This is a genomic window from Desulfurivibrio modestus (genome assembly GCF_044068625.1).
Classification (GTDB): domain Bacteria; phylum Desulfobacterota; class Desulfobulbia; order Desulfobulbales; family Desulfurivibrionaceae; genus Desulfurivibrio.
On record NZ_JBIPKH010000003.1, the window covers coordinates 100,322 to 118,541 of the forward strand.

General features: G+C 64.0%; 19 protein-coding genes. All 19 read right to left on the minus strand.

The features are described from left to right. Window positions 1-55: 55 nt before the first annotated feature. Window positions 56-685, minus strand: coding sequence for a methylation-associated defense system protein MAD4 (gene mads4 / locus ACHHRT_RS03225; protein WP_395497638.1), 630 nt, complete (start codon window positions 683-685; stop codon window positions 56-58). Further along, window positions 682-1,947, minus strand: a complete 1,266-nt coding sequence (gene mads3 / locus ACHHRT_RS03230) for a methylation-associated defense system AAA family ATPase MAD3 (protein ID WP_395497640.1) — start codon at window positions 1,945-1,947, stop codon at window positions 682-684. The genes mads4 and mads3 overlap by 4 nt, the downstream gene beginning before the upstream one ends. Window positions 1,948-2,056: 109 nt before the next feature. After that, on the minus strand, window positions 2,057-2,224 hold the full coding sequence (locus tag ACHHRT_RS03235) for a hypothetical protein (protein ID WP_395497642.1): 168 nt from the start codon (window positions 2,222-2,224) through the stop codon (window positions 2,057-2,059). Continuing rightward, a complete protein-coding gene (locus ACHHRT_RS03240; protein WP_395497644.1) occupies window positions 2,224-2,799 on the minus strand; it encodes a hypothetical protein in 576 nt (191 codons plus the stop codon). Before ACHHRT_RS03240 ends, ACHHRT_RS03235 begins: the two co-directional genes overlap by 1 nt. Next, window positions 2,796-5,087, minus strand: coding sequence for a site-specific DNA-methyltransferase (locus ACHHRT_RS03245; protein WP_395497646.1), 2,292 nt, complete (start codon window positions 5,085-5,087; stop codon window positions 2,796-2,798). The genes ACHHRT_RS03240 and ACHHRT_RS03245 overlap by 4 nt, the downstream gene beginning before the upstream one ends. 182 nt (window positions 5,088-5,269) lie before the next feature. Then, complete coding sequence (locus ACHHRT_RS03250; RefSeq protein WP_395497648.1) at window positions 5,270-5,677, minus strand: type II toxin-antitoxin system VapC family toxin; 408 nt, start codon at window positions 5,675-5,677, stop codon at window positions 5,270-5,272. Continuing rightward, complete coding sequence (locus ACHHRT_RS03255; RefSeq protein ID WP_395497650.1) at window positions 5,677-5,904, minus strand: AbrB/MazE/SpoVT family DNA-binding domain-containing protein; 228 nt, start codon at window positions 5,902-5,904, stop codon at window positions 5,677-5,679. Before ACHHRT_RS03255 ends, ACHHRT_RS03250 begins: the two co-directional genes overlap by 1 nt. Window positions 5,905-6,002: 98 nt before the next feature. Then, window positions 6,003-7,478, minus strand: a complete 1,476-nt coding sequence (locus ACHHRT_RS03260; protein ID WP_395497652.1) for a cobyric acid synthase — start codon at window positions 7,476-7,478, stop codon at window positions 6,003-6,005. Window positions 7,479-7,481: 3 nt separating this feature from the next. Beyond that, on the minus strand, window positions 7,482-8,270 hold the full coding sequence (gene cobJ, locus ACHHRT_RS03265; RefSeq protein ID WP_395497654.1) for a precorrin-3B C(17)-methyltransferase: 789 nt from the start codon (window positions 8,268-8,270) through the stop codon (window positions 7,482-7,484). Further along, window positions 8,192-9,199: a cobalt-precorrin 5A hydrolase gene (locus ACHHRT_RS03270; RefSeq protein WP_395497656.1), complete on the minus strand. Its 1,008-nt coding sequence runs from the start codon at window positions 9,197-9,199 to the stop codon at window positions 8,192-8,194. The genes cobJ and ACHHRT_RS03270 overlap by 79 nt, the downstream gene beginning before the upstream one ends. Beyond that, the gene (gene cobM / locus ACHHRT_RS03275) at window positions 9,196-9,972 is read right to left on the minus strand and encodes a precorrin-4 C(11)-methyltransferase (protein ID WP_395497658.1); all 777 of its coding nucleotides are present in this window, start codon (window positions 9,970-9,972) and stop codon (window positions 9,196-9,198) included. Before cobM ends, ACHHRT_RS03270 begins: the two co-directional genes overlap by 4 nt. Continuing rightward, complete coding sequence (gene cobI, locus ACHHRT_RS03280) at window positions 9,969-10,718, minus strand: precorrin-2 C(20)-methyltransferase (protein WP_395497660.1); 750 nt, start codon at window positions 10,716-10,718, stop codon at window positions 9,969-9,971. The genes cobM and cobI overlap by 4 nt, the downstream gene beginning before the upstream one ends. Continuing rightward, window positions 10,715-12,040, minus strand: coding sequence for a precorrin-6y C5,15-methyltransferase (decarboxylating) subunit CbiE (cbiE, locus tag ACHHRT_RS03285; protein ID WP_395497662.1), 1,326 nt, complete (start codon window positions 12,038-12,040; stop codon window positions 10,715-10,717). The genes cobI and cbiE overlap by 4 nt, the downstream gene beginning before the upstream one ends. After that, a complete protein-coding gene (gene cbiD, locus ACHHRT_RS03290) occupies window positions 12,037-13,251 on the minus strand; it encodes a cobalt-precorrin-5B (C(1))-methyltransferase CbiD (protein ID WP_395497664.1) in 1,215 nt (404 codons plus the stop codon). The genes cbiE and cbiD overlap by 4 nt, the downstream gene beginning before the upstream one ends. Continuing rightward, the gene (locus ACHHRT_RS03295; protein ID WP_395497665.1) at window positions 13,252-13,893 is read right to left on the minus strand and encodes a precorrin-8X methylmutase; all 642 of its coding nucleotides are present in this window, start codon (window positions 13,891-13,893) and stop codon (window positions 13,252-13,254) included. It abuts the gene before it with no gap. Further along, a complete protein-coding gene (locus ACHHRT_RS03300; RefSeq protein ID WP_395497667.1) occupies window positions 13,890-15,413 on the minus strand; it encodes a cobyrinate a,c-diamide synthase in 1,524 nt (507 codons plus the stop codon). Before ACHHRT_RS03300 ends, ACHHRT_RS03295 begins: the two co-directional genes overlap by 4 nt. Beyond that, the gene (locus ACHHRT_RS03305) at window positions 15,410-16,354 is read right to left on the minus strand and encodes an ABC transporter substrate-binding protein (RefSeq protein ID WP_395497669.1); all 945 of its coding nucleotides are present in this window, start codon (window positions 16,352-16,354) and stop codon (window positions 15,410-15,412) included. The genes ACHHRT_RS03300 and ACHHRT_RS03305 overlap by 4 nt, the downstream gene beginning before the upstream one ends. Further along, window positions 16,339-17,160, minus strand: coding sequence for an ABC transporter ATP-binding protein (locus ACHHRT_RS03310; RefSeq protein ID WP_395497671.1), 822 nt, complete (start codon window positions 17,158-17,160; stop codon window positions 16,339-16,341). The genes ACHHRT_RS03305 and ACHHRT_RS03310 overlap by 16 nt, the downstream gene beginning before the upstream one ends. Beyond that, window positions 17,153-18,220, minus strand: a complete 1,068-nt coding sequence (locus ACHHRT_RS03315) for a FecCD family ABC transporter permease (RefSeq protein ID WP_395497673.1) — start codon at window positions 18,218-18,220, stop codon at window positions 17,153-17,155. Before ACHHRT_RS03315 ends, ACHHRT_RS03310 begins: the two co-directional genes overlap by 8 nt.

The following is an 18,220-nucleotide window of genomic DNA, read 5'->3' on the forward strand; positions in this document are numbered from 1 at the left end:
GACCCTTTGCCGGGACTTACCGCAAAATAAGATTATCAGGCCCAATAGGGAAACCTCAAAGCGGAAACCATGCCTGCAAGATGGTCTTCAGCTTCAGGAAGGCGGGATCAACGCAGCGCGCCATGCTGACCTGCCGGGCCAGTTGCAAATAGAGGGCGGAGGAACGAGGTTTTCGCGCCGCTCGCAAGGCAAGTTCCATCGCTTCTTTCGGTCTCTCCGGCTTGGCCTCTCCTTCCTGCAACAACCCTTTGGCCTTAAGCCAGCTTCTCAGGTCCGGGTTCTTCCCCTGCCATCCCAGTACGGCATCGACCTGCGGCGAGTCACTCCATACCCACATTTCAAGCTCGGGGCCAATGACGATGGCGGCGGCCCTATCGCCCCACCCCGATTGTGACAACCGTTTTTCAATCTCAAGCTCCAAGCTCTCGCGGCCCGTTTCTTCCTGGCCGCTGCCCTCGAAATCCAGCATTATCAGGGCGTGGGCATACTGATTGCGAAATAGACTGAGAAATTCATGCCCGCGCAGCAAGCAGCCCGGATCTTTTTCCGGATGAACATGCACAACCGGCATCAGTTCTTGTATCCCCAGGGCCTGCGTACGGCCGAGAATGCCCTTTACCGCGAATTCCATGTTCTTGTCGGCAACCAGCACCACAAGATCATGAGGAGATTGGACGCCCGTCATCCCAGCACCCCTCCGGCGAAGAGAACGCCAAGGCTGGTTGCTCCCTGCCAATCCTTAAGGGCCGGGTGTCGGCTCCCGAGGACAATGTCCGTTGCACCTTCCGGGGTCTTGGCAAAGCAAAGGACATCCTCCACTTGCACCATGCTGAGGATAACCGGGGAATGAGATGCCAGCAAAATCTGGGCATCATAAACCGAGGAGAGCGACTGGAACATGGTTTCCACCGCTCGGGGATGGATGCCGTTTTCCGGCTCCTCAATCAGGTAAACTCCGGTAAAATCCGGCAGATAGGCGGGCAAAGTCAAGGCCAGCAGGCGAAGGGTGCCATCAGAAGCCATCCAGGACGGAATCTCAAGCCCTCCGCGATAACAGATAACCAGATAGCGGTGCCTGTCATCGGCTCGTTCAATGATCCGGATATTTTCAAGATCAGGAAGAGCTGTTTTCAGGTGCTCAAGCCAGCCCTGGAAATTATCAGGGTGATTTTTCTGCAAGGCACCCAGAACCCAAGGGAGATTGGAGCCGTCCGGTCTAAAACCGCGCCCCTGGCCGGGTGGGCTTGCCTTGCGGATCAGCAGGCTGTTCAAGACAAATTGTTGCACGCCATCAGCCAACAACGTTTTCAGCCAAGTTGCCACCGGGAATTTAGATTCGTCTTCCGGCAGATTGCCAAGGGCCGATTTGCGGGGACCAAGCTTGAAAGCCGGTGCCCAGCCCTTTCCCTTCTCCTGATACACTTCGGAATAGAAATTATCGTTGCCGCCGGAAACCTTGTTGATGATCGTTTGGGTCCCGTGGGCACTCCGGGCCGTCATGATGGTCGCCGGTGGCACATGTGACGTGGGGAAAAGAGAAGCCTGTTGGGGCAGTTTCGGGCTGGACCCAGATCTCTTCAACAGCACCTTCTCAGCATTAATGGCCACCTCGTTGGAGTTATCATCAATGCCGAAAGAAACCTCGTAACGAACCGTGTCAAAATCCTTATCACGCAGAAGGCTCTGGCGCTCCTCGGGAATAGCCGCCTCTATGGCCAATTCAAACTCGGAGCCTGACCTTTGCCACAATAAATCCTGAAAATTTTTGGTTCTTTCGCCAACAGCCGTTTCCAGGCCATTGGAAACCAGGCTTCCCATAAAAGCCACCACGTCGAGAAATGTCGTTTTGCCGCTGGCATTGGGACCGACCAGAACGTGAAACGGCCCCAACTGTTGCCGGATATATCGCAGACAGCGAAAATTCTTTGCCTCAATGAGGGTGATCATGGTCAAATTGCCTCCACGGAGATGTACGCTTCCCGTATTCGATCGCGCCAGGCAGGCGTAATCATACCATTACCTCGACGATGGTCATGGTGTCGTTGCCGAGCCATGATTATCGCTGATCCTTGCCGGCCGGGCTGCCGGGTTCGATGCGCACTATCCTGCCGTTTTCGTAAATCACCGCGAATTGCCCCAGCCGCCGTTTCCGCTCCAGGGTTTCAGCGACAGCGCGTTGCAGCACCTCTCTGGCCTGCCGGGATATACGTTGCAGTTCGGTCATCATTTAACTCCTTGGCATAAAGCGGCAAATGTTTCAGGGTCTTCCACCTCGAGGCCATCCCGATCCTGGGTGAAAATCACCCTGGGGGTAGCGCCGGAGTTTTCCAGGCAAACCGTGGTGGTGCACAACGGCGCGTAGTGATCAAGAAGATTGCTGATACTGCGGGGATAACGCCGGATAATCGCTTGGCGGGGAATATCGTGGCCGCCGTGCGCGACCCGTTCGGCCACCCGTTCGATGGCTAATTCCACCGTGGGCAGCCACAGATAGTAAAGATCGACCTGCCAGCCATCGGCCAGCAACCGCCTGATCATCCGCAGATAACCCTTGCCGGCCAGGGTGGTTTCAAAGCCGAAATCTTCCCTCCGCCGGATATACTGCTTGATTTCCCGCAAAAAGAGACGGCTTGCCGCCAACAATTCCCGGCTTGGGGCAAGGGGTGACAGGCCCGCCGCGATCAGGTCGGCATTGACGAAGTTATGGCAATGCCGGGCATCGGGCAACCAGGTGAGGGCGAAAGTGGTTTTGCCGGCGCCATTGGGACCGGCAATGATGGTACAGACCGGCCCGCTCATACCCTTACCTCGACGATGGTCATGGTGTCGTTGCCGAAAATGTCCACCACCTTGACCGCGATTTTGCAGCGGCCAGGCTTACATTCGTGGGCGACGCTGGTCAACTCCAGGGTGCGGTTCTTTTTGGTGCGGAAGCTCTGCCACTCGTTTTCAAAGACGTAATCGCCGGTCCACTGCTCTTCGGTTTCGCCGGTTTCCGGGTTTTGCACCCGGATGATCTCGCGTTTGTTCTCGAAGTCGAAATCCACCGACCAGTAATCGATCCAGTCGGTCCAGCTCCGGGTGAGCTGTTCGCGGCTGACGATGCCGTCCTTGTCCTTGCTCACCTTGACGATCTGGCCCTTCTCCACCACGATTTTGCTGCCCTTGTTTTTCAGGGCCTCCTCGGCGTGAGCGATGGAATCCTGGGAATAGAAGACCGAGAAGTCGGTAAGCTGGACCGCCACCGTGGCCGACCTCTTTTTGCCGCCTTCCTTGACGATGGGCTTGACCTCGATGGCGGCCACGTCGTGGAAGACCACCTGGTTTTTCTCCACCGCCCGCTTGTCGAAGACCTCGGCCGGGATGTACTTGGGGGCGATGTCGATCCCCTTGGCCCGGGCCTCGTCCAGCACGTTGGGGAACAGCCCCATCTCGAACTCGAAACCGAGGATGTCCACCCGGGTAATGTGCTTCTTGCGGCACTCCAGGATGATCTCCTCGACAAAGAGCCGGGTGACCGGCAGGTTCACCGGCCCCACCGCCACCAGCCGCCCGGCCCGCTTGCCGTGAAAGCAGGTGAAGCCGTCGGTCTTCTCGGCCTGGTAGGCCCGGAGGATCAGTTCGAGAAAGGCCGCCTCCTTGGCCGCCAACTGCTGCTCTCTCTCTTCCTCGCGCAGATCGGGATTGACCCCGATGTAGTGCTGGCGCTCGTAACGCCCCAGGTTGAGGATTTCAAAGGCCCGGTAGTCCCGGCCATCGGCCTTGAGTTGGCGCTGAACCCCGATCAGCCGCTTGCGGGTGGTATGAATGGCGAACTTGCCGAGATCGCTGGCAATCCACTTGCGCCCCAGCTTCTCGGCCACGGCGGCGGTGGTGCCGGAGCCGCAGAAAAAATCGGCGATAAGATCGCCTTCGTTGGAGGAGGCTTTGATGATCCGTTCGAGGAGGGCTTCGGGTTTTTGGGTTGGGTAGTTCCGTGATTCTTTGGCTCCACCGGCAAGATATTTTATGTCTGTCCACAAATCGCTTAATGGCACTCCGGGCATCTCATCAAGAAACATGATCCTGCAACGCTTGATAGGCTTGCCGTCCTTGCCTAGCTTTATTCTTCCGTGACTATTTGGGACTTCAGTCTGAGGCGCATCCCACATGGCCTCCATTTTTTCCAGTGATGTACGCCACCTTGCCTTTGTCCCATGAAAATCAAATTCGGCCATTCTTCCTTGCGGGTCGAGCATATTTTCTGCTTTGTAATAACGTCCCGATGGCAACTTACGCCACTCGGCAGTTATATATTCATCAGAATACTCGGTATATAAAGTGTTTAGCTGTGCCCTTTCGCTTTTAGCGTAAAAGTAAATGGTATCTTTTACACGACCAAATCTGCCAGTGGCATCATTATGCGATGAAGTCCTCATCCAAGTAATTTCACTACGCAGATTTCCCTTGCCAAACACCTCGTCCATTGCCAGGCGGATTAACGAATTTACTCGCGTCTCGCAATGCACATAAATACTGCCATCCTCCGCCAGCAAATCCCGCATCAGGATCAGCCGTTCGTAGATCATGGCGATAAAGGAGTCCGCCCCCTTGCCCCAGGTGTCGCGGTAGGCGATCTCTTCGAGGATGTTGGGCTTCTTGGTGAAGGTGTCGCCGCCGATGGCGATGTCCATGGAGAAATCGGCCCCCACGTCAAAGGGGGGGTCGATGTAGATCAGCTTGAGGCCGCCCTGCCTTTCGATCTCCTCGCGCAGGGGGCCGTTTTTCAGGCTGGCAAGAATCAGCTTGTTGTCACCCCAGATCAGTTTGTTGGTCCAGCCTTTGAGTTGGCGGCCCCGGGCATCGACATCAAAGAGGCTCATCTGGCGGGAGGTATCCGCCGGCCGCTCCGCCCGCGGCTCATCCACCTGCTCGATGGTCTGAAACGGCAGCACGATATTGCAGACCTCGTTGCTCTTGCCGTTCCAAACCAGTTCCACCTCCCGCTTGTCATCAAACAGCAAAAAGCGATACTTCTCCGGCAACGGCCGCCCCGCCTCCACAAACCGAACAATCTCCTGCTTTTCCTGATCCGATAATTTCAGCATCGCTCAATTTTACCTTGCTAACTCTTGATCGCTTCGTTGGTTTCCATGCTCATTGGGGATTCCCTTATTGTGGAATCCATCCCGTAAATCGTATTCGACTGTTTCAAGAAGGTGAATGCTCGCCCACATGGCCAATTTAAACGCGGAACCGGTTCGTTGCCACGTTGAAGGGGGCAGAACCATCACGGGACGATCAGCTCCAACCGGGGAAAATAACTCCGGTAACGGGCGGCGTCACGGGTCAGGAGCACCAGCCCTTCCACGGCGGCATGGGCGCCGATGAATAAATCCGGCAACGGCGAACGGCGGGAGCCGCCGGCCCGCCGGTAACGCAGGAAACACTTGCCGGCAAGAAAAGCGGCTTCCCAGGGCAGTGGCCTGCGGCTAAAGGAGGATTGCGGCAGGGCATCCTCCAGTTCCTCGATGCGGGTAAAACCCACCGAAATCTCGGCGTAAATCACCGGATTGATAATGAGGGGGGAGTACTCGGCACATTCCGCCAGGCGATCAGCCGACCAGGAAAACCAGCGGGAATCTTCGGTGAAAATGTCGAGCAGGACATTGCTGTCCACCAGCACTCCGGCTGCCATCACTCGGCTCGGGTCAACTTCATGATTTCATCGGTGCTCATCCGTACCGTGGCTCGGCCGCGCATCTGTTCCACCAGGCCTCGCCCCCGCTTCGAGGAGGTTTTACTTTTGCGGATGGTAACCGTATTGCCTTCGACCAGGAATTCGATTTCAGTATGCGGCAGCAGTCCAAACCGTTCCCGCACCTCGCGCGGGATCGTCACCTGCCCTTTGCTGGTAATGCGCATCAGCTCCTCCGGTATTACTTGTTTTGGTATTACTTTAGCGGGGGCCGCGGGAGGAGTCAAGCCCATCGCCCACCGAGGAACTTTTTTTATTTGCTCTTTCAGATCCCCAGCAGTTGGTAAATCCGCTTCATATCCAGAGCCTGGCGGACGCTGCTTGCCAGACGGTCGAAGGCCGGTTCCAGGTCGTAGGGGGCCTGGATTATGCCCAGCGGGGCCAGGCCCCGGCGTTGGCGGAGGCGGTCGATAAACCAGCGGCGGAAGGGGTCGGCGTCGAAGATACCGTGGAGGTAGCTGCCCCAGATTCGGCCGTCGGGGGAGACCGCACCAGCGGTTTCGGTGCCGTCCTGCAAAGCCGGAGGCTCGTGGCCCCTGGTTTGGCCGTGGTGGATTTCGTAGCCGTGGACCGGCAGGCCGGAGGCCAGGTGGGTAAACCGGCGGCGGACCAGGGTTTTTTCCTCTTCGAGGCGGGTCTCAAGGGCCAGCAGCCCCAGCCCGCTGGCGGTTTTTCCATCAGATTCCAGGCTGTAAGGGTCGGCCACCTCTCGGCCCAGCATCTGGAAGCCGCCGCAGATCCCCACAATCTCGCAGCTCCCGCCGGTAGCCGCTTGCCGGATTGCCGCCGCCAGCCCGCTCTGTTCCAGGAAGGCCAGATCGGCGATCACGTTTTTGCTGCCCGGCAGGATAATGGCGTCGGGCCTGCCCAGCTCGGCGGCCCGGCGCACCAGGCGCAGGCTGACGTCCGGTTCGGCCAGCAGGGGTTCCAGGTCGGTGAAGTTGGAGATATGGGACAGGTCGATCAGGGCCAGCTCCACCTGCTCGGCGGTGGCGGCCCGTTTTTCGTAGAGCCCCTGCTTGAAGCTGACCGAATCCTCCTGGGGCAGGCCGAGATCGGCCAGGTAGGGCAGCACCCCGAAAAAGGGGCGGCCGGTGCGGGCGGTGATAAACTCCAGCCCCGAAGCGAGCAGGGAGGCATCCCCCCGGAAGCGGTTGATCACGTAGCCGGCCAGCAGTTCCCGCTCCCAAGGTTCCATCAGCTCGTAATGGCCCAGCAGCGAGGCGAAAATCCCGCCCCGTTCGATATCCCCCACCAGCAGCACCGGCGCCTTGGCGTGGCGGGCCATGGCCATGTTGACGAAATCATGGGCTCTCAAGTTGATCTCGCCGGGGCTGCCGGCCCCTTCCAAAACGATAACGTCGTACTCCGCCGCCAGTTCGTCATAGGCCCGGCAGGCGGCGGCCCGGGCCGTCTCCTTGTAGGCGTGGTACTGGGCCACCTTCATGTTGCCCACCGGCTGGCCCAGCACGATCACCTGGCTGCCGGTGTCGCTGGAGGGCTTGAGCAGCACCGGATTCATCCGCACCTCGGGGTCCAGCCGGGCGGCCTGGGCCTGAACCACCTGGGCCCGCCCCATCTCGCCGCCGTCCCGGGTGACAAAGGAGTTGAGCGACATATTCTGGGCCTTGAACGGCGCCACCCGCAGGCCGTCATCGAGCAGAATCCGGCAGAGCGCTGCGGTCAGCACCGATTTGCCGGCATCGGAGCCGGTCCCCTGGATCATCAAAGCTTTCGCCATCGCTTATCCTGCCAGGTTGTATTTATCGCCATAACCCCGGGGGGTGATCAGCAGGTTGTGCCAGATATAGCTTTGCGAGTTGCCGATGATCACCGTCGATTGCATGCCGATTTCGGCTTTCCCCAGTTCGGCGATGGTGGTGAGGGTGATCTTCTCGTCGGGCCGGGTGGCGGCGGTGACGATCCCCACCGGGGTGTCGGGCTTGCGCTCTTCAAGAAAAATCTCCCGGGCCTTTTCGATCTGCCAGGTGCGGCGCTTGGATTTGGGGTTGTAGATCACGGTGACGAAATCGGCGGCGGCGGCGGCTTTCAGCCTCTTTTCGATCACCTCCCAGGGGGTGAGCAGATCGGAGAGGCTGATGGCGGCGAAATCGTGCATCAATGGCGCGCCCAGGCGGGCCGCGCAGGCGTTCAAGGCGGCGATGCCCGGCACCACCTCGATGGTGACCTGGCTGTGGCCGCGGCGGGCCAGCTCGAAGACCAGCCCGGCCATGGCGTAGATGCCGGGATCGCCGCCGGAGACCAGGGCGACGGTGCGGCCCCGGGCCGCCAGCTCCAGGGCCTGGCGGCCGCGCTCCACCTCCTTCATCATCTCCGAGGAGATAATCTCCCGGGAGTCCGATTCCGCCAGCAGTTCCGGGGGCAAAAGCTCCAGGTAGGTGCGGTAGCCGATCAGGCAGTCGGCCGCCGCCAGGGCTTCCCGGGCCGCTTCGGTCAGGTGGCGGCCATCTCCGGGTCCGGTGCCGACAATGTAAAGCTTGCCTTGGCCAGGGCCAGGGTGACGTTCTTCCATTTGCGTTTCCTTATCATCAGTTGGGGGGCCCCGCTGCTCAGCAGGGCCGCCGGTTCGGCCACTCCGCCGGCGCCGGTGGCCTTCAGTACCGCCGGCGAGGGAGGGGTAATATTGGCCATTTGGCCGTTCAGCTGCTCGGCGTTATAGAACTCCAGGGGCCAGCCGTTTTGCTCGGCCATGGCCAGCAGGCCGGGCTCGTCCCGCTTCAGATCGATGGTGGCCAGGTTGCGGATCGCCGCCGGGGCCAGGCCCTCTGTGCTCAGCAGTTCAGCAAGGGCCGTTGCCAGCTCTTCGGCCGGGGTGCCCCGGTTGCAGCCGATCCCCACCACCAGTTGCCGGGGGTGCATCAGCAGGGTGGGCTCCGGCCAGGCGGTCCGGCAGGAGATCACCAGCTCGGCGGTCTCCGGCTGCGCCACCAGGGTCAGGCCGGGGGGCAGCCCGGCCACCGCCGTTTCGCTGTAAACCGCAAGCTCTCCCCGGTTGACCAGCAGGGCGCTGGCCCGGGTCATGGTCCGGCGGTCGGCGGCGACCAGGTGCTGGGCCGCCGCCCAGAGATCCAGCGGGACCAGTGCCAGCACATCGGAGGCGGTGGTGATCACCGCCCGCCCGCCGCTGCTTGCCGCCACCCGATGGGCCAGCTCGTTGCCGCCCCCCAAGTGGCCGGAGAGCAGACTGACGGCGTGCCGTCCCCGTTCATCGACCACCACCACGGCGGGATCGCGCTCCTTGTCCTCCAGCAGCGGGGCGATCGCCCGCACCACAATGCCGGCGGCCATAATGCAGACCAGCCCCTCATAGCGGGGCCAGGCTTCGGCCAGGGCCGCCGCGATCCCCCGATCCACCGGCACGATTTCCGCCCCCAGCCCGGGGGCCAGCTGGGCCGCCAGTTGGCGCCCACCCGCCGTTAATGCCAGCACCCCGATCCTCAACTCTTCTCCCCGTCGCGGAAGCCGTGGCTGAACTCGGGATCATAAAGTTTGGAGAGTGCCGGCGGCGGAGTCGTGGCCAGTACTTTGCCCACCGCGATGATCGCCGTTTTGCTGATCCCGGCCGTCTGGGCGCGGGCGGCGATATCTTCAAGGGTGCCGCGGACGATCCGCTCCTCGGGCCAACTGGCCTTTTCCACCACCGCCGCCGGGGTTTGCGGGGGGTAGCCGCCTTCGATCAGTTCGGCCGTCACCTGGGCCACCATCCCGGCGCTGAGCAAAATCAGCATGGTGGCCTGGTGGGCGGCAAGTTCGGCCAGCTTTTCCCGCTCCGGTACCGGGGTGCGGCCCCCCCGGCGGGTGATGATTACGGTCTGGGAGATCTCCGGCAGGGTCAGCTCGGCGCCAAGCGCCGCGGCGGCGGCGGTGGCCGAGCTGACCCCCGGCACCACCCGCCAGGGAATCCCCAGTTCGGCCAGCCGGGCCATCTGTTCGCCGATGGCCCCGTAGATGGCGGGGTCGCCGGTGTGGAGCCGCACCACCGCCTTGCCCCGGCGCCAGGCGGTGGCCAGCAAATCAATCACCTGCTCCAGGGTCAGGCCGGCGGAGTCGCACAGCTCAGCCCGCAGCCCCGCCAGCAGGGCTTTCGGCACCAGGCTGCCGGTATAGACCACCAGGTCGGCGGCCTCCAGCAGCTTGCGGCCCTTGATCGTGATCAGCTCGGGATCGCCGGGGCCGGCCCCCACGAAATGGATGATCTGTTCCGGCTGCTTCATGCCCGTTTCCTGACGATGATGGTTGAGAAATAGTGGGGTTCGCTCTCGAGAAAGATGGTCAGATCGCGGCTGATCCTCTCCTCGGCCTGGCCGGTTTTTTCCACCAGCACCGCCTTGTCCAGCAGTCCCAGTTCGCGCAGCAGTTCCACCAGTCGGGGCATCACCCGGTGGACCTTCATCAGCACCACCGTATCGTAGTTAAGCAGGGTTTCCCGCAGCCGGCCGTTTTCAAAGGTGGCGGGGATCACCACCAGCCGTTCGTTGCCCAGGCAGAGGGGCGCTCCCAGAGCGGCGGCGGCCGCCCCCATGGCCGAGATGCCGGGGATGATCTCCACTTGCAGCCCGGGGTGCAGGCCCAGCAGGGTTTCGCAGAGGTAAAAGCCGGTGCTGTAAATGGCCGGGTCGCCCAGGGTGGGGAAGGCCACGTCCCGACCGGCGCTCAGGCGTTCATGGACCAGGGCGGCCGCCGCCTGCCAGGCCCGGGCCACTTCCGGCGGCGGGGTTTTGCCCATCTCGATTTTATGCATCGGGAAGTGGTGGGCGATGATCTCCTTGCCGTCGCCGTCCACCACCGGGCTGAGGATATCGAGGGCGGTGCTCCGGCCGTCGCTTTTGCCCTTGGGCACCAGCCAGACCGGGCAGTCCTGGAGTCGGCGCACCGCTTTCAGGGTCAGCAGTTCGGGGTCGCCGGGACCCACGCCGATAATAAAAAGCCGGCCAAGCTGGGTTGCTTCGCTCTGGTTCATTTGCTTCCCGTTATTATGCTGATGGGGTTAAAATTAAGGGCCCGGCCGTCGGCGCTTAGCCGCCGGACCGTCACCTCGCTGATCTCCACCGTGAGGCCCGCCGCCTGGAGCAGGCGGGGGGCCTGTTCCCTGGTGGCGGCGGTCACCCCGTTGATTACCATCCGGCCGCCCGGGGCCAGGCGGGTGCTGCCGGTGCTGATGATTTCGGCCAGCCGGCCGCCGGAGCCGCCGATAAAAATCCGATCCGGGTCGGGCAGCCCGCTCAGCACCGCCGGCGCTTCCCCCGCCACCGGCAGCACCGAAAAAGCGGTAAATTTAACGATATTGGCCCGCAGATCGCTAAGCCGCTCTTCCTGTTTCTCCACCGCGCAGATCAGCAGGCCGGGGGCCAGCCGGGCCGCCTCGATGCTCACCGAGCCGCTGGCCGCCCCCAGATCCCAGAGGACGCCATGGGGGGGCAGGGCCAGCTTGTGAAGGGTGACCGCCCGCACCTCATCCTTGGTGATCATCCCCCGCTGATGGGCGAATTCCCCCTCCCGCAGGCCAATAATTGGGGTCAGGTCTTGCAATGCAACAAAATTTGGCTCTGGCGTTACAGCAAGTTCCACGCCTTTTGTTGCATTGCAAGACCTGACCCCAATAAGGATGATCAGCACATTCAGCGGGGCAAAACGGCGGTCGGCAATCTCGGTCAGCCTGCCGCTGGTCAGCCGCTCTTCGGCGGTGCCCAGGTTTTCCGCCACCAGCAGCCGGATCGATGCCGCCACCCCCGTGGCCCCCACCGTCGCCAGATAGCTTTGCAGAGTGGCGGCGATCCGGTCCGGCGACCAGTGCCGGTCGGTCAGGACCACGGTTTTGGGCCCGGCCAGCAGTCTGGCCGTCAGGCCCGGGCCGGCAAGCGGATCGAGGGCCGCATTGCTTTCGCGGCCATGCAGGCTGATCAGCCGGGCATCGTCCCAGGGCAGCCGGAAGCGGGCGCAGGCCAGTTGCACCGCGGTGGGGGCCGGCCGGAACTCCAGCTGCTCCGGGGTAAACCGTTCCAGCAGGCGGCGGCCGATTCCGAAAAAGAGCGGGTCGCCGCCGGCCAGTACCCCGATATCGCCCTCGGGCAGCCGCCGGGCCATGGTGGCCAGGGCCTGGTCCAGGGGGGCGATGGGAATCCATTGGGCGGCCGACTCGGCAACCAGCTCCCGGTAACGCTGGGCGGCGACCAGGAGGCGGCAGCCGGCCAGGGTCGCTCGTTGCTCCGCCCCCAGCCCGTTCGGGCCCACCCCGATCACCAGAATCCTGCCGGTGCTGTTTGCCGTTTTATCCTGGTTCATCCGCCCATATCCTCCGGGGCGGCGGCGGTCGCCACTACCCTGGCGCGGCTGTCCACCAGATATAGGGTCACCGGAACTTTGGCGGTGAGAGCGGCATACTGGGCCGCCCGGCGGCAAACCGCCAGGATCAGCTCCGGCCGTTTTGCCGCCCGCAGGCGGTCATGAATTTCCCGCACGGTGTTGGCTTCCTCCAAGCCGGGCGGCAGGTCGCTTTTCCCGGCCAGTCCGGCCAGCAGGGCCACCGCCCGCTCCACCTCCAGCATACCGTGGCGGACATGGGTCTGGGGCACCCCCAGGGCCGCCTTGACAATCTTGGCCCACATTCCGGCCAAGTGAATGCGGGCAAACCCCCGCTTGCCCGCCTCCTGCAAGGCAAATTGCAGGTAGTCGCCCATCATGGCGCAGGCCTCCTCGGGCAGCTCCAGCCGTTGCTGGGCCCCCTTTTCGGAGGTGCGGCCGGTGGAGAGCATCACTTCCCCCAGGCCCGCCGCCTGGGCCACATCCAGCGAGGCCTGGATGGTGGCGGTCCAGGCCTCGGCGGAGATCGGCCGGACAATGCCGGTGGTGCCCAGGATCGACAAACCGCCGATAATCCCCAGCCGCCGGTTCAGGGTTTTGGCCGCCAGCCGCTCCCCGTCGGGCACCGAGATGGTGACGGTAAGCGGCGGGTGGGTGGCGGGCCAGACTTCGGCCACCGCCGCCGCGATCATCCGCCGGGGTACGGGGTTGATCGCCGGTTCCCCCGGGGCGATGGCCAGGCCGGGCCGGGTGACGGTGCCCACCCCTTCACCCCGGCGGAGCCAGACGAAAATGGGGTCAGACACCATTTTCCCCCGAAAATGGTGTCTGACCCCATTTTCGCCGACCCCATTTTCGCCGTTTTCGCCACCATTTTCGCCGACCCCATTTTCGCCTGCCGGGTCCGCGTCGCCAACGGTAACCGTGGCCACAATCTCCGCCCCGTTGGTGACGTCGGGGTCATCGCCGGCATCCTTGATTACCGAAGCGCTCCAACTGGAGATGCCCTCTGTCCCCCGCCGCTCTTCGGTACGGTGGAGGGTAAAAGTGTGGCGGCCGCCGTCGGGGAAGGGGATATCCACCTGCCGGGGGGCCGGCCGGCCGGCGGCCATCATCGCTGCCGCCTTGGCTGCCGCGGCGGCGCAGGCGCCGGTGGTAAAGCCGCAGCGCAGGCGTTTGGCGGTGCGGCCCATCTACTTCTTCTCCGCTGCCAGGCGCAGCAGGGCGTTGACGATGGCGGCGGCCACCGGGCTGCCCCCCTTGCGGCCCAGGCAGGTGATAAAGGGATAATCCTGTTGCGCGAGCAGCTCCTTGGACTCGGCTGCGTTGACAAAACCCACCGGCACCCCGATCACCAGCTCGGGGCGGCGCTCCGGCGGCAGCTCGCCAAGCAGCTCCATTAGCCGGAGCAGGGCGGTGGGGGCGTTGCCGATGGCCACAATGCCGATATTCTCCGGCAGCAGTTCCCGGATCGCCACCTCGGAGCGGGTGCGGCCCTCGGCCCGGGCCCGGGCCGCCACCGCCGGATCGGCCACCCCGCAGAGTACCCGGCCGCCCCATTGGGTCAGCAGATTTTTGCTGATCCCGGTGGCGGTCATGTTGACATCGGTCAGGATGTTTTTACCGGCCCGGATGGCGTTAACGCCGGCGGCCATGGCGTCGTTGCCGCAGCGCAGGTTTTCGGCGAAAGAGAAATCGCCGGAGGCGTGAATCACCCGCCGGACCACCGCCCAGGTGGCGGGGTCAAAACCGTGCCCCCCGATCTCCCCCTCGATGATTCGGAAACTCTCCGCTTCGATCCGTTCCGGTTTGACCGTTTGCAAGATAACGCTCATGCTTGGGGCTCCTCCTGGGGGGTTGCCATGGTTTGCCGGGCCTGGCGGCAGGCCGCCACCAAAGCCCGGGCCGCCTCCGGGTGGGAGCCGAAGTGGAGATGGGGGTAGCCGGCCACCACCCCCCGCTGCCGGTACCCGGTTCCGGCCCCGTTTGCGGCGGCAAACAGCCGTTCGACCGCCTCCGGCATCGGCTCGATCCTGGAGTAGTGAAACTCGTGGCCCCGCAGGCGGGTGCCGGCCGGGCCGAAGAGACCGTCGCGCCGCAAGAGCACCTCCCGGTAGCCCAGGGCGGCCAGGCGGTGCTCCATTTTGGCCTTGGCCGGAAAAACGCCGGCCAGGGGGTGGAAAACTCCCGCCTGGTCTTCGATCCCTTGGCAGAGATAGATAAAACCGCCGCACTCGGCATAGATCACTCCCCCCCGGTCGGCCCATTCCCCAATGGCGGTCAGCAGGGGGCGGTTGGCGGCCAGTCGGTCGGCATAAAGCTCGGGATAGCCGCCCCCCAGATACAAACCGTCCAGATCGGGGGGCAGCTTATGATCGGCCAGGGGGCTGAAAAAGAGCAGCTCCGCTCCGGCCGCCTGCAGCAGCTCCAGATTGTCCTGGTAGTAAAAACAGAAGGCCGCATCCCGGGCCACTCCCAAGCGGACCGGAGAAAATGGGGGTGGAAAATTTTGCTTACAGTTCTCAGGTTGTCCGGCCCCGGGTTTTCGCGGGTTTGGCTGCTGCCGGGAGGACATGGATGTCCGGGAGGCAGCAGCCGCCTCGGAGGCGGACAGGATGTCCGCCGAGAATGAGCGAAAACCCGGGGCCGGACAACCTGTAACGGGCCTGGTTGGCTCCCCGGCCAAGGCCAGCAGCCGGTCAAGATCGAGATGCTGTTCAACCGCAGCCGCCAGCTTATCCAGGGCCTTGGGGGCCAGCGGCTCCTCCTCGCCCATATGCAGCCCCAGGTGGCGATGGGGGATGGTGAAATCCAGCTCCCGGGGCAGATGGCCGATGATCTCGGCCCGGCAGTGCTGCTCGATGGCCCGGCGCAGCAACTCCAGGTGGCGGGCGCTGCCCACCCGGTTGAGAATCACCGCCGCCGGGGCAGCGGCGGGGTCCATGGTTTCAAAGCCTTTGAGCACCGCCGCCATACTCTCGGCCGCCGCCTTGACATCCAGAACCAGCACCACCGGTACTGCCAGCAGCCGGGCCAAGGCGGCGGCCGAGGACTCCCCGCCGTCGAACATCCCCATCGCCCCTTCGATCACCGCCACCTCCCCCGGCCGGCAATGCTGGGCCAGGGTGCGGCGGGTCCACTCCGGCCCGGTCATCCAGGGGTCCAGGTTGCGCGACTCCCGACCGGTGACCAAGCGGTGCAGGGTGGGGTCGATGAAATCGGGGCCGCACTTGAAGGGAGCGACCGCGCAGCCCCGCCGCTTGAGGGCGGCCAGCAGCCCCAGGGTCACGGTGGTTTTACCGCAACCGCTGTGGGTGCCGGTGATCATCAGGGCCTGGCCGGTCGGAAAACTCATGGGGCCCCCCCGGCCGTTTGCGGCCAATCGGGATAGAGAAGCGCCTGCACCTGGCGGATGCCGTCGAGGATCCGCCGGGTGGGGCGGGAGACCAGCCGGCCGTCGATCAGGTACACTTCGCCCTCCCGCACCGCTCGGATGGCGCCAAAGCCCGGTTCGCCCAGAATGGTCTCGCGGGTGATCGGGTTCATCCGCCCCTGCTGGGCCAGCAACAGATCGATCTCGTCACCCTTGGCCAGCAGGCGCTCCTTGCCGTAATCGGCAATATTGGTCTGACGCACCCGGGGGGCATCCTCGGCCACGTTGCGGCCCCCGGCCGCCTCCAGCACCAGGATGGCGATGCTTTCCGGGGCGAAGGTCTTCATCTGGCGATGGATCGAGGAGAAGAAGGCCCGGCGGCGCTGTTCCGGCGGCACCATGGCCACCCGGGCCCGCAGCGCCGCCAGTTCCTTTTCAAATTCGGCCACCATCGTCTCGGCTTCGGCCTCCCGGCCGGTGAGCCGGCCCAGGGTGCGCCAGTAGGAAAAAATCTCTGCCAGGGAAGTGGGCTGCAGCGAGACCACCGTGATGCCGGCCTGTTCCAGCTTGGCGATCAACTGGGGGTAGGCCCTTTCGATCATCGGCCGGGTCAGCACCAGATCGGGCCGCCGGCCGATGAAGCGCTCCGGGTCCTCCCGGTAACTTAAGCGGGGCCGATCCATGAGGTGGGGCGGGTAATCGTCGTCGGAGCCGATCCCGACAATCTCGGCGTCCAGGCCCAGGGCGGCCAGGTTTTCAGTATGGGCCGGGTAGAGGGAGATGATCCGCCCAAAGGGCCGGCTGAGGCTGATGGTTCGGCCGGAGTGATCGTTGATGACGGTGGTCTCCCCGGCCGCGGCCGGGGGCAGCAGCCAGCCGGCCGCCAGCAGCAGGAGCAGTGCTGTTTTCAGGCAAGCGGACATGTGCCCTCCTGTTCCAGACGAAACGATACCCGTTGCCGGCCGCTGAACCCATCGAAGTCCACCGCGCTCTCCACCCCGAAAACCCGGCGGATATTGGCCGGGGTCAGCACCTGGTCGGTGGGGCCGAAGTCGGCGATCCGGCCCCGGTGCAGAAAGAGCAACTGGTCGCAAAAGCTGGCCGCCAGGTTAAGATCGTGCAGCACCGCGATCACCGTGTCCCCCCGCCGGCGCACCCGCTGGGCCAGGGCGCCGAGAATGCCCAGGCTGTAGCGGACATCGAGGCTGGCGGTGGCTTCATCGAGCAGCAGCACCGGGGTCTGCTGGGCCAGGGCCCGGGCCACCGCCACCCGCTGCTTTTCGCCGCCGGACAGTTCGGTGACCAGCCGCCGCCGCAGATGGTCGATTCCGATCTCGGCCATCGCCTCCTCCACCAGCCGCCAGTCGGCGGGGCCGGGCTGGGCAAAGCGGGGCAGGTGGGGATGGCGGCCCATCAGCACCACCTCCTCGACGGTGAAGGCAAAACCGATGGCGTACTCCTGGGGCACCAGGGCCAGTTCCCGAGCCAGCCGCCGCCGGCGGTAGGAGCCGATCTCCCGGCCCCGGAACCAAACCTGGCCCCGGCGGCTGCGGCGGCTGCCGGTGAGCAGGTCGAGCAGGGTGGTCTTGCCGCAGCCGTTGGGGCCGACGATGCCGTAAAAACGGCCCGGCGGCAGTTCCAGGCTGATATCGTGCAGCACCGCCACCCCCTCGTAATCGAAGGAGAGGTTCTGCAACAAAAAGCCCTGCTGGTCGATGCCGTTACCCAAGGTGAGCCCTCCGTTGCCGCTGGCGGAAGATATAGCAGAAGAAGGGGCCGCCAAGCAGGGCGGTCAGTACCCCGATGGGCACCTCGGTGGGCAGCAGCGCCCGGGTGACGGTGTCGGCTCCCAGCAGGAGCAGGGCCCCGGCCAGCAGGGAGACCGGCAGCAACCCCCGGTTGTCGGGCCCGACTACAAAACGCATCAGGTGAGGCACGATCAGGCCGACAAAGCCGATCACCCCGGAGATCGACACGCAGATCGCCGCCAGCAGCGAGGCGGTGACCAGCAGCACGGTGCGTACCCGGGTGGTCTCCACCCCCAGGGCTTCGGAGGTGCGGCCGCCCAGGGCCATGATATTGAGGTCCCGGGCGTAAAAGAGAAAGATCAGCAGGGAGAGGGGCAGCACCACCGCGATCAGCAGTACGTCATGCCAGTCGCGGGAGGCGAAGCTGCCCATCAGCCAGAAGACGATCACCGCCACCTGTTCGTCGGCCAGGTACTTCATGAAACTGATCCCGGCCGAGAGGATGGCGCCGACGATCACCCCGGAGAGGATCAGGGTGGTGGTGGAGATCTGGCCACCGAAGGAGGAGAGGCGCAGCACCACCAGAAGGGTGACCACCGCCCCGATAAAGGCGAAAAGCGGCACTGAAAACTGATTGGCCAGGGCCAGGTTGGCCACCAGGGCCAGCGAGGCTCCGAAGGCCGCCCCGGAGGAGACCCCCAGGGTGTAGGGATCGGCCAGGGGGTTGAGCAGAATCCCCTGGAAAATCACCCCGCAGAGCGCCAGGGACCCGCCCACCAGGGCGGCGGTCAGAATGCGGGGCAGCCGCACCTCCAGCACCACAAACGGCACCGCCTGGTCGATGCCGGCCAGCAACTCCCGGTTGCCGCTGAGCTGGGCGGCCAGCACCCGGAGGATCTCCCCGTAGCCGATGCCGATATAGCCCGCCGAGGCGGCCAGCATAATCAGGCCGGCCAGGGCGACCAGCAGGGCCAGGGTCACCAGTGGCGCGCGGCGGTAAGCCGAGGCGGGCGGGGGGGTTGTCCGGGTGGCTTGGGTCAT

Bases quoted from the DNA above. Each gene is read 5' to 3' on its own strand.
- mads4 (WP_395497638.1), bottom strand. From the start codon at position 685: ATGACGGGCGTCCAATCTCCTCATGATCTTGTGGTGCTGGTTGCCGAC.
- mads3 (WP_395497640.1), bottom strand. From the start codon at position 1,947: ATGATCACCCTCATTGAGGCAAAGAATTTTCGCTGTCTGCGATATATC.
- ACHHRT_RS03235 (WP_395497642.1), bottom strand. From the start codon at position 2,224: ATGACCGAACTGCAACGTATATCCCGGCAGGCCAGAGAGGTGCTGCAA.
- ACHHRT_RS03240 (WP_395497644.1), bottom strand. From the start codon at position 2,799: ATGAGCGGGCCGGTCTGTACCATCATTGCCGGTCCCAATGGCGCCGGC.
- ACHHRT_RS03245 (WP_395497646.1), bottom strand. From the start codon at position 5,087: ATGCTGAAATTATCGGATCAGGAAAAGCAGGAGATTGTTCGGTTTGTG.
- ACHHRT_RS03250 (WP_395497648.1), bottom strand. From the start codon at position 5,677: ATGGCAGCCGGAGTGCTGGTGGACAGCAATGTCCTGCTCGACATTTTC.
- ACHHRT_RS03255 (WP_395497650.1), bottom strand. From the start codon at position 5,904: ATGCGCATTACCAGCAAAGGGCAGGTGACGATCCCGCGCGAGGTGCGG.
- ACHHRT_RS03260 (WP_395497652.1), bottom strand. From the start codon at position 7,478: ATGGCGAAAGCTTTGATGATCCAGGGGACCGGCTCCGATGCCGGCAAA.
- cobJ (WP_395497654.1), bottom strand. From the start codon at position 8,270: ATGGAAGAACGTCACCCTGGCCCTGGCCAAGGCAAGCTTTACATTGTC.
- cobM (WP_395497658.1), bottom strand. From the start codon at position 9,972: ATGAAGCAGCCGGAACAGATCATCCATTTCGTGGGGGCCGGCCCCGGC.
- cobI (WP_395497660.1), bottom strand. From the start codon at position 10,718: ATGAACCAGAGCGAAGCAACCCAGCTTGGCCGGCTTTTTATTATCGGC.
- cbiE (WP_395497662.1), bottom strand. From the start codon at position 12,040: ATGAACCAGGATAAAACGGCAAACAGCACCGGCAGGATTCTGGTGATC.
- cbiD (WP_395497664.1), bottom strand. From the start codon at position 13,251: ATGGGCCGCACCGCCAAACGCCTGCGCTGCGGCTTTACCACCGGCGCC.
- ACHHRT_RS03295 (WP_395497665.1), bottom strand. From the start codon at position 13,893: ATGAGCGTTATCTTGCAAACGGTCAAACCGGAACGGATCGAAGCGGAG.
- ACHHRT_RS03300 (WP_395497667.1), bottom strand. From the start codon at position 15,413: ATGAGTTTTCCGACCGGCCAGGCCCTGATGATCACCGGCACCCACAGC.
- ACHHRT_RS03305 (WP_395497669.1), bottom strand. From the start codon at position 16,354: ATGTCCGCTTGCCTGAAAACAGCACTGCTCCTGCTGCTGGCGGCCGGC.
- ACHHRT_RS03315 (WP_395497673.1), bottom strand. From the start codon at position 18,220: ATGACCCAAGCCACCCGGACAACCCCCCCGCCCGCCTCGGCTTACCGC.